We start from the raw sequence: 14,306 nt of genomic DNA on the forward strand, positions 1-14,306 counted from the left end.
CCCCTGCCGATTGCTGGCGTGGCGAAGCCTCATACGGCTTCGCCATAGCTTTTAGGCGGGAGGCGAACAACGCCACCCAGACTCCGAACAACAAACAGGAGCGCCACATGTCATTGGCCGAGATCCGCCTGGATGACAAGTACCGGCTCGCAACCGGACATCTGTACCTCACCGGCACCCAGGCGCTGACCCGCCTGCCGATGCTGCAGCATCAGCGCGATCAGGCTCAGAACCTGAATACCGGTTGCTTCATTTCCGGCTACCGGGGCTCGCCGCTTGGCGGGTTGGACAAGAGCCTCTGGGACGCGCGCGACTATCTCAAGCAGAACGCCATCCACTTCCAGCCGGGCCTCAACGAGGAACTGGCGGCGACGGCGGTTTGGGGCAGTCAGCAGACCAACCTGTTTCCGGGCGCCAAATACGACGGCGTGTTCGCCATGTGGTATGGCAAAGGGCCGGGTGTCGACCGCTCCGGTGACGTCTTCAAGCACGGCAACGCCGCTGGCGTCTCGCCCCATGGCGGCGTCTTGCTGCTGGCCGGTGACGATCACGGCTGCAAATCCTCGACCCTGCCGCACCAGAGCGAGCACGCGTTCATCGCCGCCTCGATCCCGGTACTGAACCCGGCCAATGTTCAGGAAATCCTCGACTACGGCATCATCGGCTGGGAGCTGTCGCGTTATTCAGGTTGCTGGGTGGCGCTCAAGACCATCGCCGAGAACGTCGATTCGTCCGCCGTGGTGGAAGTCGATCCGCTGCGGGTCCAAACGCGCATCCCCGATGATTTCGAGCTGCCCGAGGACGGCGTGCATATCCGCTGGCCGGACCCGCCGCTGGCGCAGGAAAAACGCCTCAACCTCTACAAGATCTACGCCGCCCGCGCCTTTGCCCGCGCCAACTACCTCAACCAGGTGATGCTCGATTCGCCGAACCCGCGCCTGGGCATCATCACCACCGGCAAGAGTTACCTCGACGTGCGTCAGGCGCTGGACGATCTCGGTCTGGACGAAGCGCTGTGCGCCCAGGTCGGTCTGCGGGTGCTTAAGGTCGGCATGAGCTGGCCGCTGGAACCGGTTTCGGTGCACGAATTCGCGCAGGGCCTGGACGAGATTCTGGTGGTCGAGGAAAAACGCAGCATTCTCGAAGATCAGCTCACCGGTCAGCTCTACAACTGGCCGCTGGACAAGCGCCCACGGGTGGTCGGCGAGTTCGACGAGCACGGCACCTCATTGCTGCCCAACCTCAGCGAGCTGACCCCGGCGATGATCGCCCGCGTGATCGCCAAGCGCCTCGCGCCGATCTACACCAGCGACAGCATCCAGGCGCGCCTGGCCTTCCTCTCCGCCAAGGAAAAAGCCCTGGCCGCGCGCAGTTACGACACCGTACGCACCCCGCATTACTGTTCCGGCTGCCCGCATAACAGCTCGACCAAGGTGCCCGAAGGCAGTCGCGCTGGCGCCGGTATCGGTTGTCATTACATGGTCCAGTGGATGGATCGGCGCACCGAGACCTTTACCCAGATGGGTGGCGAGGGCGTCAACTGGATCGGCCAGGCGCCGTTCACCGAAACCCCGCATGTATTCCAGAATCTCGGTGATGGCACCTACTTCCACTCCGGCAGCCTGGCGGTACGTGCGGCGGTGGCCTCGGGCGTCAACATCACCTTCAAGATTCTCTACAACGACGCGGTGGCCATGACCGGCGGCCAGCCCATCGACGGCGAGCTGCGTGTCGATCAGCTCAGCCGGCAGATCGCCGACGAAGGCGTCAAACGCATCGCGTTGGTCAGCGACGAGCCGGACAAGTACCCGAGCCGCGATGGCTTCGCGCCGATCACCAGCTTCCATCATCGCCGCGACCTGGACGCCGTGCAGCGCGAGCTACGCGAGTTCAAGGGCGTCTCGGTGATCATCTACGACCAGACCTGCGCCACCGAGAAGCGCCGTCGGCGCAAGCGCGGCAAGCTGGAAGACCCGGCCAAGCGCGCCTTCATCAACCCCGCCGTGTGCGAGGGCTGCGGCGACTGTGGCGAGAAGTCCAACTGCCTGGCCGTGTTGCCGCTGGAAACCGAGCTGGGGCGCAAGCGCGAGATCGACCAGAACGCCTGCAATAAGGATTTCTCCTGCGTTGAAGGCTTCTGCCCGAGCTTCGTCACCGTGCACGGCGGCGGGCTGCGTAAACCGGAAGCGGTGGGTGCGAGCCTCGATCCGGCGCAGCTTCCAGAGCCGCAACGTCCAGGTCTTGAGCGTCCGTGGAACGTGCTGATTCCCGGCGTCGGCGGCAGCGGTGTGACCACCCTAGGCGCGCTGTTGGGCATGGCCGCGCACTTGGAAGGCAAGGGTTGCACGGTGCTTGATCAGGCCGGGCTGGCGCAGAAATTCGGCCCGGTGGTCACTCATGTGCGCATCGCCGCCAAGCAGGACGACATCTATGCCGTACGTATCGCGGCCGGCGAGACGGACCTGCTGCTGGGTTGCGATCTGGTGGTCGCCGCGGGTGACGATTCGCTGACTCGCCTCAATGACCAGATCAGTCATGCGGTGATCAACAGCCACGAATCGGCCACTGCCGAATTCACCCGCAATCCCGACGCTCAGGTGCCGGGCAAGGCCATGCGCGAAGCATTGATGGATGCGGTGGGCGCGGAGAAGACCCATTTCATCGATGCCACACGTTTGGCGACTCGGCTGCTGGGCGACAGCATCGCCACCAATCTCTTCCTGCTGGGTTTCGCCTATCAGCAGGGGCTGTTGCCGCTTTCGGCCGAAGCCATCGAGAAGGCCATCAGCATCAACGGCGTCGCGGCGGAGCTGAACCTGCAGGCGTTCCGCTGGGGCCGTCGCGCGGTGCTGGAGCGCGAGGTGGTTGAGAAGCTGGCGCGTCCGGCTGACATGGCCGAGCCAATCTGCCAGACCCTGGAAGAAATCGTCGACTGGCGCGTGGATTTTCTCACGCAGTACCAGAACGCGGCGTACGCCAAGCGCTATCGCGCGTTGGTCGAGCGCGTGCGTGAAGTCGACACCGCCGATGACTTGGCCCTGTCCAAGGCTGTGGCGCGCTACTACTTCAAGCTGCTCGCCTACAAGGACGAGTACGAGGTGGCGCGGCTGTACAGCGAGCCGGAGTTCCGTCAGCAGCTAGAAGCCCAGTTCGAAGGCGACTACAAGCTGCAGTTCCACCTGGCGCCGGCCTGGCTGGCCAAGCGCGACAGCACCACCGGCGAGCCACGCAAACGCGAACTCGGGCCATGGGTACTGAATGCTTTCGGCGTGCTGGCCAAGCTGCGCTTCCTGCGCGGGACGCCGCTCGACGTGTTCGGGTATGGCCATGACCGCCGTGTTGAGCGGGAGCTGATCAGCGAATACGAGCGCAACCTCGATCAGCTCCTGGCCCAGCTCAAGCCGACCAATTACCGCACCGCCGTGGCCATCGCCGCGCTGCCCGAGCAGATTCGCGGTTACGGCCCGGTCAAGGAGCGCTCCATCACCAAGGCCCGGCAGCAGGAAAAGCTGCTCAAGGAGCAACTGACCCGCGGCGACGAGGTGCAGAGCGTGCGGCTGTTCGAACCGGCGGCGTGAACCGTGGTGCCCACCGCTACGGCGAGCGGCGCTGCCGTAGGGTGGGCTTAAGCCCACCGGCGAAAGTTCCGGGGTGCGGTGGGCTAAAGCCCACCCTACCGGGCTGCTTTTTATGGGAGGCCCGCCCTCGGGGCGAAGCTCTTGAGGCTCGGAGCCGACAGCGTTCGCCGCGGGGGCGCGCCTCCCACAATAGTGGCGCCTGCAGGCCGGTGTTTTTGTTTTAGATGAGCCCCGACAGCGGGCTCTAACCCGACAACGATAAAAAGAGGTAACCCATGGTCGTCTTCACCCATCCCGATTTCGATAACCACGAACAGGTGGTCTTCTGCCACGACAAGGCGTCGGGCCTCAAAGCCATCATCGCTGTCCACGACACCACGCTCGGCCCGGCGCTGGGCGGCTGCCGGATGTTCCCCTATGCCAGCGACGACGATGCTTTGCGCGACGTGCTGCGACTGTCGCGCGGGATGACGCTGAAATCTTCGCTGGCCGGGCTCAAGCTGGGCGGCGGCAAGGCGGTGATCATCGGCGATCCGCATATCGGCAAGAGCCAAGCGTTGCTGCACGCCATGGGCGATTTCATCGACAGCCTCGGCGGGCGCTACATCACCGCGGCGGATTCAGGCACCGGCGAGCCGGAAATGCAGGCCTTCGCCCAACGCACGCGCCACGTCATCGGCGCGACGCCACGTACTACGCTCGACGGCAGCATCGCCAGTGGCGATCCGTCGCCGTCCACCGCGCTGGGCGTCTTCGTCGGTCTGCGCGAGGCCGTGCGCCAGCGCCTCGGTCGCGACGATCTGACTGGTCTCAAGGTAGCGATTCAAGGCGTAGGGCATGTCGGTCTGGGCCTGGCCCGGCATCTCAAGCAGGCCGGAGCCGAGTTGTGGGTGTGCGACATCTTCGACGCCAATGTGCAGCAGGCGATGGAAGAGCTCGGCGCTAACGCGGTGCGCCCACAGGATATTTACGGGCTCGACGTGGATGTTTTCGCGCCGTGCGCCATGGGCGGCATCCTCAACGCCGAAACCCTGCAGAGTCTGCGTGCGCCGGTAATCGCCGGTGCCGCGAACAACCAGCTGGCAACGCCGGGAATCGGCGTCGAGCTGCAACGTCGCAACCATCTCTACGCGCCGGATTACGCCATCAATGCCGGCGGCATCATCGATGTTTACTACCAGCGCATCGGCGGTAGCGCGGCGCAGACCGATGCGCATGTCAAAGCCATCGGCGACACCCTGCGAGAGATCTTCAACCGTGCCGCCGCCAGCGACGAGCCTACCTCGGTCGTCGCCGACCGCCTGGCGCTTGAACGCGTGCAAGCCGGCGGCATGTCGCAGCCGAGCGAACAGCGCCTGCACGCTTAACGTTCCCGGCGGCCCCATGCCGCTCGTTTCGGCAGCCCAATCGTACGGTCGAGTGCAGCGCAGCGGCTCGCGTAGGGTGGCGCTTCAGCCCACCAGCCCCGGTGGGCTAAAGCACCACCCTACGGTGCAACCAGTGCTGACGAGGCGAAGAGCGACGAACTGTCGCACGGCGTTGTCAGTTTTTCGTTACGCCTGAGACGGCACAACCGCGGCATCTGGGCCGTACAGCATGCTGTAAATAAATCCTTCCAGTACAGCGTGTTTCCGACCGCGGACGAGGCGTGCGGCGGGCTTGTACGTCTTCTCCGGCTGGTTTGTGATGGGCGCAGCCAAGCCGTGCAGCGGCCCCGAACAACAAGAATCAGGAGGCGAAATGAACGCCGTGACCAAGATCGAACAGCACAACCCCATCGGCACCGATGGTTTCGAATTCGTCGAATTCACCGCACCGAATGCCGAGGGCATCGAACAGCTGCGTCAATTGTTCAGCCAGATGGGTTTCACCGAGACCGCCAAACATCGCTCCAAAGCCGTTTGGTTGTTTCAGCAGCACGACATCAACATCGTGCTCAACGGCAGCCCGACCGGGCATGTGCATGCGTTCGCCGAAAAGCACGGACCGAGTGCCTGCGCCATGGCGTTCCGAGTGAAGAATGCCGCCCAGGCCGCCGCCTATGTCGAGTCCCAGGGCGCCAAGCTGGTGGGCAGCCACGCCAATTTCGGCGAGCTGAACATCCCCTGCGTCGAAGGCATCGGCGGCTCGCTGCTGTATCTCGTCGACCGCTACGGAGACAAGAGCATTTACGACGTCGACTTCGAATACATCGAAGGGCGTACGCCGAACGACAACGCGGTCGGCCTGATGTGCATCGACCATCTGACCCACAACGTCATGCGCGGGCAGATGGACGTCTGGTCCGGCTTCTACGAGCGTATCGCCAACTTCCGCGAGATCCGTTACTTCGATATCGAAGGCAAACTCACCGGGCTGTTTTCACGGGCGATGACGGCGCCCTGCGGCAAGATCCGCATCCCGATCAACGAGTCGGCCGACGACAAATCGCAGATCGAGGAATTCATCCGCGAATACCACGGCGAGGGCATCCAGCACATCGCCCTGTCCACCGACGATATCTACGCCACCGTGCGCCAGCTGCGCGCCAACGGTGTGGACTTCATGAGTACGCCGGATACCTATTACGAGAAGGTCGACACCCGCGTCGCCGGCCATGGCGAGCCCACCGAAGTGCTGCGCGAGCTGAACCTGCTGATCGATGGAGCTCCGGGCGTCGGTACGTCGGGCGACAATGGCATCCTGCTGCAGATTTTCACTAACACAGTGATCGGCCCGATCTTTTTCGAAATCATCCAGCGCAAGGGTAATCAGGGCTTCGGCGAGGGCAACTTCAAGGCGCTGTTCGAATCCATCGAGGAAGATCAGGTTCGCCGTGGCGTGATCAGCGGGGAGTAGGCGGCGCAGTAGGGTGGGCTTCAGCCCACCAATGTCGAAGCGGCAGCCTCCTTGACCAGACCGCCGGTTGAGTTGAAATGTGGGCTGAAGCCCACCCTACGTCCGCCTCTCGATCTGGCGAAATGGTGGGCTGAAGTAGAACGCCGCCCGGCCCAGCCTACGACTGCACGCACCGCCGTTAGAACGGTAGGGTGGATCACGCTTCACCGATCCACCAGGCGAGTCGAGCGCACCGCAGCGGCCAATGGCGGATGAAAAAGCGTCATCCAACCTACGAGCAGGCAACACAACCAGAGAACTCCATGAATAGCAACGAGACGAACCAAAGAGCCGGCTCAGCTACGCTGAAACTCTACGGCTACTGGCGTTCCAGCGCCGCTTACCGGGTGCGCATCGCGCTTAACTTGAAAGGGCTGGCATTCGAGAACTTGCCCGTGCATTTAGTCAAGGATGGTGGCCAGCAGCATTCAGCTGACTACAAGGAGCTCAATCCGCAGGGGCTGGTGCCCTTGTTGGTTGATGGTAATGAGCGCATCAGTCAGTCGCTGGCGATTCTCGAATACCTGGAAGAGATTTTCCCGCTGCCCTCGCTGCTGCCGGACGACCCGGCCGACCGCGCACGGGTGCGTTCGCTGGCGTTGCACATTGCCTGTGATCTGCACCCGCTGAACAATCTGCGGGTGCTGCAGTATTTGAGCGGCACGCTGAGTGTCGACGACGAAGCGAAGCAGCAGTGGATCCGTCACTGGATCGCAACCGGCCTGGCTGGCGTCGAGCAGGGGCTGGCCGTGTACGACGGCAAGCTGTCACTCGGCAGACGGCCAGGTTACCTGGAAGCATGTCTGATTCCTCAGGTATACAATGCGCGCCGTTTTTCCTGTGACCTCACTGCGTACCCACGCATTCTCGAGATGGTCGCGCGCTGTGAAGATCTGGAGGCGTTTCGCAACGCCGCCCCGGAGGTGCAGCCCGACGCTCAATAAGGCTGATCCGCCTTGCCACTCCGTCGCGTCACGAGCGCGGCGGGTTCGATCCTCGTCACAGATAACAACAAACAGGTGACGCATGACCCGTGAAAAACCCAAGAACCTCTGGCTCTCCCGCTGGGGCTTCATCCTCGCTGCGACTGGCTCCGCAGTCGGCCTCGGCAATATCTGGAAATTCCCTTACATCACGGGCGAATACGGCGGTGGCGCCTTCGTGTTGATGTACCTGGCGTGCATTCTTGCCATCGGCATTCCGGTGATGATGACCGAGATCGCCATCGGCCGACGCGGCCGCGGCAGCCCCATCGATGCCATCGGCCGCGTCGCACGCGAGAACGGCAGCAACCCGCTGTGGAAGGGTGTCGGTGGCATGGCCATGGTTGCCGGCTTCCTGATCCTCTGCTTCTACGTGGTAGTGGCCGGCTGGGCCTTCGCCTATACCCTGAAGATGCTCGACGGCTCGCTGGCTGCTACTTCGGTTGACGCTATGGCACAGGTGTTCGAGGCGCATAACGCCAATCCCTGGCAGTTGGGCGGCTGGAGCGTGCTGGTGGCGCTGCTGACGCTGTGGATCGTCGCCAAAGGCGTGCAGAAGGGCATCGAGAATGCCGTGCGCTGGATGATGCCGGGACTCGCCGTTCTGCTATTGATTTTGGTCGGTTATGCCTTCACCAGCGGCGGCTTCGATCAGGGCTTCGCTTTCCTGTTCAGCTTCGATGCCTCGAAGATCACTGGCGAAGCCTTGCTGGCCGCGCTCGGCCATGCCTTCTTCACGCTCAGCCTGGCGTCCGGCGCGATCCTCACTTACGGCTCGTACCTGCCGGACGACAAGTCCATCGCTCGCACGACCTTCACCGTCGCCATCATCGATACCTGCGTGGCGTTGCTGGCAGGCCTGGCGATCTTCCCGATCATCTTCGCCAACGGCATGGACCCCACCGCCGGGCCGGGGCTGATCTTCATGAGTCTGCCGCTGGCCTTCCAGCAGATGCCGTTCGGCACGGCCTTTGGGGTGCTGTTCTTCGCCATGGTTTCCCTTGCCGCGCTGACTTCGGCCATCTCGATGATCGAGGCCACCGTCGCCTACCTCAACGAAAAACATGGCATCAGCCGCCTCAAAGCGGCTATCGGCTCCGGCGCGGTCCTGCTGGTGATCAGCCTGCTGGCGATGCTGTCGTTCAACCTCCTGTCGGGCTGGACGCCGTTGGGCAAGAACTTCTTCGATTGGCTGGATTATCTGACCTCGCGCTGGATGATGCCGCTGGGCGGAATCTTCCTCGTAGTTTTCGCCGGCTATGCACTGCGCAGCGACATCATGCGCGACGAGCTGAACCTGCCACCGCTAGGGTATGCACTGTGGCTGTTCATGGTGCGCTACGTCTGTCCGGTGTTGATCCTCATGGTCTTCCTGCATGCCCTCGGCTGGCTGGGCTTCGATCCGCTGGTGCGCTGGTACTGGATCGCCGGCGCCATCGGCATGCTGACCATCCTCGGCGAGGGCCTGCGTCCGCGCGTTTGGCCGGTGCTGGCAGGTCGCTAAGTCCCGGCACCTAAAGGCAGCAACAGAGCGGCGCGCCGGTAACAGGCGTGCCGTTTTTTTTTGGTGGCGGAACGACCGTCTCGAAATGTTATACCGTTCATCGGCATGCGTCTTGATATCGGCCGAAACGGCCGGCTGACGGGCGTTTGCGACTATTCCGAGAGGACTGCTGGGTTAAAGATCCGGCCGCTGAGGCCGACAAATCGACTAATGCCAGGACGCTCAGCCAGGAAAGGGATTGCCGATTCGATCCAGATCAACCCGGACTCGCGCCATGCCTAGTCATCTCAAATTCAGCCACAAGATCCTGCTGGCCGCGTCACTCGTAGTGATCGCGACCTTCGCCCTGTTTACGCTCTACAACGATTATCTGCAGCGCAACGCCATTCGCGACAATCTCGAGAGCTACCTGGACGAGATGGGCGAGATCACCTCGCATAATATCCAGAATTGGCTGTCCGGCCGCATTTTGCTGGTAGAAAGCGCTGCACAAGTCGATCGCCAACGACAGTTCGGATGAACGCGTAGTCGATCTGCTCGAACAACGGGCGTTGACTTCTACCTTTAATTTCACCTACCTGGGCGGGCAGGACGGGCGCTTCACCATGCGTCCTGAAGACCAGATGCCGGCCGATTACGACCCGCGTACCCGCCCTTGGTACAAGGATGCTATAGCTGCAGGCGGCACGACGCTGACAGAGCCTTACGTGGATGCGGCCACCAACGAGCTGATCATCACCGCGGCGACGCCGGCCAATGCTGGCGGCCAAACCCTCGGCGTGGTCGGTGGCGACCTCAGCCTCAAGGTGTTGGTGGATATCATCAACGCGCTGGACTTCGACGGCATGGGCTATGCGTTTCTGGTCAGCGGTGACGGCAAGATATTGGTGCATCCAGACAAGACCAAAGTGATGAAGACCCTGGCCGAGCTCTACCCGCAGAACACCCCGGCGCTGACCAGTGGCTACAGTGAGGCAGAGTTGGATGGTCAGACCCGTATCCTCAGCTTTAGCCCGGTCGCCGGGCTGCCATCGGTGAGCTGGTATGTCGGCATCTCGGTCGACAAGAACAAGGCCTACGCTGCGCTGACAAGCTTCCGCACCACGGCGCTGGTGGCTACGGTCATTGCCGTCGCTTTCATTCTGGTGCTGTTGGGCATGTTGATTCGTGTGCTGATGCGCCCATTGACCGATATGGGGCGTGCCATGGCCAACATCGCCGAGGGCGAGGGCGACCTCACCCGCCGGTTGGCGGTACAGACGAACGATGAATTCGGTGCATTGGCAGCCGCCTTCAACCGCTTCGTCGAGCGAATTCACGGCTCGATTCGCGAGGTGTCGTCGGCCACCGAACAGGTCAACGAAGTCGCACAGCGTGTGCTGACCGCCTCCAACTCGTCGATGGTCAATTCCGATGAGCAGGCCAGCCGTACCAACAGCGTTGCCGCCGCGATCAACCAGCTCGGCGCCGCCGCTCAGGAAATCGCCCGCAATGCGGCCGATGCCTCGCAGCAAGCCAGCGGCGCCAGCCATCAAGCCGAGGATGGCCGCAAGGTGGTCGAACAGAACATCGAGGCCATGAAGCAGCTTTCGAACAATATCAGCGCGTCTTGTACGCAGATCGAAGCGCTCAACAGCCAGACCGTCGGCATCGGGCAGATCCTCGATGTGATCAAGGGCATCTCCTAGCAGACCAACCTGCTGGCGCTTAACGCGGCCATCGAAGCGGCACGTGCCGGTGAAGCCGGGCGCGGTTTCGCGGTGGTGGCCGACGAGGTGCGCAGCCTGGCGCATCGCACCCAGACTTCCGCGCAGGAAATCCACGGGATGATCGAAAAGCTGCAGATCGGCGCGCGGGATTCGGTCAGCACCATGACCGAGAGCCAACGCCAGAGCGAGGCCAGTGTGGGCATCGCCAATCAAGCTGGTGAGCGTCTGGGCAGCGTGACTCAGAGCATTGGCGAGATCGACGCGATGAACCAGTCGGTGGCCACCGCCACTGAAGAGCAGACCTCGGTGATCGAGTCGCTGAACATGGACATCACGGAGATCAACACCCTCAACCAGGAAGGCGTGGAGAACTTGCAGTCGACCTTGCGGGCCTGTGGTGATCTGGAGCAGCAGGCTGCTCGCCTCAAGCAATTGGTTGGCAGCTTCCGTATCTGATTGGGCGTTTGGGTGAGGAGGGCGCTACGGCGCCCTTTTTGTTGAGATGGTCGGGGTTGTAAGGCGGTGGGCAGAAGCCTTTGGCATTGGCTTCTGAGGTATAGCCTAGTGGCGGGTTGGCTTGGGCATTGGTTTCGCCCTGCTGGGCGACTCACTTTTTTCAGTCGCGAAAAAAGTAAGCAAAAACGCTTGCCCCTGCATCCGGGTCTCGCTGCGCTCGACTTCCCTCACTCCATCCGCGCTCCGGGGGCCGGCGTACAAGGGCCATCCCTGGCCCTTTACGCCTCTCGCGGCATCCATGCCGCTCGCTCCCCTCCACGCGGATTACATTCGGCCTCCTGAAAGGGGCGTTCGGTGTCGTCTGAAAGTTTGCAAAACAGCGGGGAAATACGTTTTGTTTGTTCGCTGCCAAACGAACCATCAGACACCACCGAACGTACTCCTTTCAGTAGGCCGAATGGCATCCGAGTCAACGGGGCGAGCGGCATGGTCGGGGCTTCCATTGGTATGGATGGCCCTTGTACCGGCGCTTGGAGCGCGGATGGATTGAGGAAAGGTCGAGGCGCAGTCCGTGGTGGAAAACTGCGAAGCATTTTCCACCGAGGTCGATGCGAGAACCGTCAGCGGCTTAGGCTGCAAAAAGCGCTGGGTAAGCGTCGTGTTGTCCACCCCTAGGTCCTTCGTTTGTTCTGGATATAAACAACCCAACGTCGATGACGTTCCGCTCTTCCTGCGCACGTTCTATCAGACGACACCGAACGCCCCTTTCAGGAGGCCGAGGGCAGGTGGCGTGGAAGGGGTTGAGCGGCATGGATGCCGCGAGAGCCGCGTTGGGCCATGGATGGCCCATCGCGGCGGGCCCCTGGAACGTCACCGGAGGGAGGGAACCCCGGCGAAGCCGGGGCCGGATGCAGGGGCAAGACTTTTTGGTTACGTTTTCGGCGTTTGGAAAAAGTGACTCGCCCAGCAGGGCGAAACCAATGCCTCAGCCAGCTCGCTAATAGAGTTCACTCAGCGAACCCAAAGCCAAAGAGCTTCACGAGCAAGCTTGCTCCTACGCGACGTCGCCGCGGATTGGCCCAAGGCACGAGACCGCTCGCGCACCACGCCAATCGATCGATTCCCCACCCCCATGGTCGAGATGAACCATGGCCCGCATTCGGGCCTCGCTCAAAGGAGACTCCATGAAAGTTCTCATCGTGCTCACCTCCCACGACAAGCTAGGCGACACCGGCAAACCCACCGGCTTCTGGCTCGAAGAGTTCGCCGCGCCTTACTACGTATTCAAAGACGCCGGCGCCGAGATCGTGTTGGCCTCACCCAAAGGCGGCCAGCCCCCGCTGGACCCAAAGAGCGACGCACCAGACGCCCAGACCGAGATGACCAAACGCTTCAAAGAAGATGCCGAGGCGCAAGCGCTGCTGGCCAATAGCCGCAAGCTGGAAGAAGTGTCGGCTGCAGGCTTCGATACGGTGTTTTATCCCGGTGGCCACGGACCGCTGTGGGACCTGTCCGGTAACCGCACCTCAATCACCCTGATCGAATCCTTCATCAGAGCGGGCAAGCCAGTGGCGGCGGTCTGCCACGCGCCGGCGGCGTTGGTCGAGGTCCGCGGCGAGGACGGCGAATACCTGGTCAAGGGCAAGCGCGTGACCGGCTTCACCAACACGGAGGAGGAGGCCGTACAGCTCGCCGATGTGGTGCCTTTTCTGCTGGAAGACAAGCTCAAGGCGCTTGGTGGCAACTACAGCAAAGGCCCGGACTGGTCGTCTTACGTGCTGGTCGATGGCCTGCTGGTCACCGGACAGAACCCGGCGTCCTCGGAAGAGGCCGCACAGGAATTGCTCAAACTGCTAAAAGCCGGCTAAGGGGCTCTCAGCTCGGTAGCCCGCTCGGCCAGGCCAGCAGGTCCGCCTGGCCGCAAGATTCGAACAACGGCTTGCAGAACAGATAGCCCTGCATCAGGTTGACGCCAAGATCGTGCAGAGCGCTGCATTCATCGAGGGTTTCCACACCTTCGCCGATGACGGAGATATTCAGCTCCTGGCACATCTGTACGGTGGCGCGAACGATGGCCTGACGGGAGCGGCTCTGATCGATACCGCGGATCAGATCCATATCCAGCTTGATGATGTCCGGCTGGAAATCCGCCAGCAGGTTCAACCCGGCGAAGCCTGCGCCGAAATCGTCGATAGCGGTCAGAAAGCCGATGCGCTGATATTCGCGCAGGACTTCGGCAAGCCACTTGGCGTCGCTGATGCGTTCGCCTTCTACCGTCTCGAAGATGATCCGCTCGACCGGAAATCCATGTGCGCGGGCCGCTTCCAGGGTCGAGCGAATGCACAGCTCCGGGCGGTAGATGGCGTTGGGCATGAAGTTGATCGACAGTCTGCTCTGCATGTCCAGCTTGGCGGCCGTCTTGATCGCCTTGACGCGGCAGGCCTGATCGAAGCGGAAGCGATTGTCCTCGGTCACTTGCGACAGCACGCTGGGTGCCGGTTCGCCGTTGGCGCCTCGAACCAGGGCTTCATGAGCGAAGATTTCGCGCGCTTGCAGGTCGACGATCGGCTGATAGGCGTAGCTGAAGCGAAAACCGAGTCGCTCGCCGCTGGCGCAGCTGGGGCAACTGCCGTGCTCTTCAGCGGAATGGCAGGAATAGGAAGCAGGGGCGGGATTACTGGCGTCACGTTGAATCATTGGCGCGCTCGTTGTTGACGTGTTAGGGACGTTAACGGCTGCATCTACCGGCGCTGGACCCCGTTTGTCGCCGCCGGGGCATTGAGGCAGTTACGCTGCGGTCAGCCGAGCCACTTATGTTAATGCAGAACAATTACGCCATGATGGCCAATTGATACGACATACAGTCGTTGCCCAGGTTCCGTGTGGTCGATTCAAGCTGTGATTAGCGCTGAGCAGGGGCTTTCGATCGATTCGGCATTGGAGCGCGGGGCGTCTGGCGATGCTCACGCGTAGAGCGGGCAGGATGAATTTTGAGGGGCCGCGCCCGCTCGCGGCATTCTCCACATCCATGTGAATTGCCCAACCTCGGGGCGAAGCTTTTGGCTTTGAGCTGGCAGAGGGTTTGCTTTCGCCGCGGGGCGCGCCTCCAACGGAACGCGGCACGATGTAGGGGCCTTGGCACTGTGAACCGCCCCGGGAATTCCGAAGGCTCTTTGGTGTGAGTCACGCCGCTTGGGCC

At 62.2% G+C, this 14,306-nt stretch carries 7 protein-coding genes and 1 pseudogene; 7 read left to right on the top strand and 1 reads right to left on the bottom strand.

The annotated features are described in order from the left end of the window. Positions 1-107 precede the first annotated feature (107 nt). From AC2LD7_RS12305 to AC2LD7_RS12335, 7 genes and pseudogenes are all read left to right on the top strand, one after another. Positions 108-3,578, top strand: coding sequence for an indolepyruvate ferredoxin oxidoreductase family protein (locus tag AC2LD7_RS12305; RefSeq protein ID WP_484598019.1), 3,471 nt, complete (start codon positions 108-110; stop codon positions 3,576-3,578). Between the two features lie 275 nt (positions 3,579-3,853). After that, on the top strand, positions 3,854-4,945 hold the full coding sequence (locus tag AC2LD7_RS12310; protein ID WP_484598020.1) for a Glu/Leu/Phe/Val dehydrogenase dimerization domain-containing protein: 1,092 nt from the start codon (positions 3,854-3,856) through the stop codon (positions 4,943-4,945). A 373-nt stretch (positions 4,946-5,318) separates the two neighbouring features. Then, complete coding sequence (gene hppD / locus AC2LD7_RS12315) at positions 5,319-6,416, top strand: 4-hydroxyphenylpyruvate dioxygenase (RefSeq protein ID WP_484598021.1); 1,098 nt, start codon at positions 5,319-5,321, stop codon at positions 6,414-6,416. Between the two features lie 302 nt (positions 6,417-6,718). Next, positions 6,719-7,399 carry a maleylacetoacetate isomerase gene (maiA, locus tag AC2LD7_RS12320; RefSeq protein ID WP_484598022.1) on the top strand — a complete coding sequence of 227 codons (681 nt, stop codon included), beginning with the start codon at positions 6,719-6,721 and terminating at the stop codon, positions 7,397-7,399. 82 nt (positions 7,400-7,481) lie between these two features. Next, a complete protein-coding gene (locus AC2LD7_RS12325) occupies positions 7,482-8,942 on the top strand; it encodes a sodium-dependent transporter (RefSeq protein WP_484598023.1) in 1,461 nt (486 codons plus the stop codon). Positions 8,943-9,216: 274 nt separating this feature from the next. Next, a pseudogene (locus AC2LD7_RS12330) lies at positions 9,217-11,107 on the top strand (methyl-accepting chemotaxis protein). Positions 11,108-12,291: 1,184 nt separating this feature from the next. After that, on the top strand, positions 12,292-12,975 hold the full coding sequence (locus tag AC2LD7_RS12335) for a type 1 glutamine amidotransferase domain-containing protein (RefSeq protein ID WP_484598024.1): 684 nt from the start codon (positions 12,292-12,294) through the stop codon (positions 12,973-12,975). Between the two features lie 7 nt (positions 12,976-12,982). On the opposite strand, the gene rimA is transcribed toward AC2LD7_RS12335, so the two are convergent. After that, complete coding sequence (gene rimA, locus AC2LD7_RS12340; RefSeq protein WP_484598025.1) at positions 12,983-13,804, bottom strand: S6 modification regulatory phosphodiesterase RimA; 822 nt, start codon at positions 13,802-13,804, stop codon at positions 12,983-12,985. Positions 13,805-14,306: the final 502 nt, after the last annotated feature.

Source organism: Stutzerimonas sp., assembly GCF_982611455.1.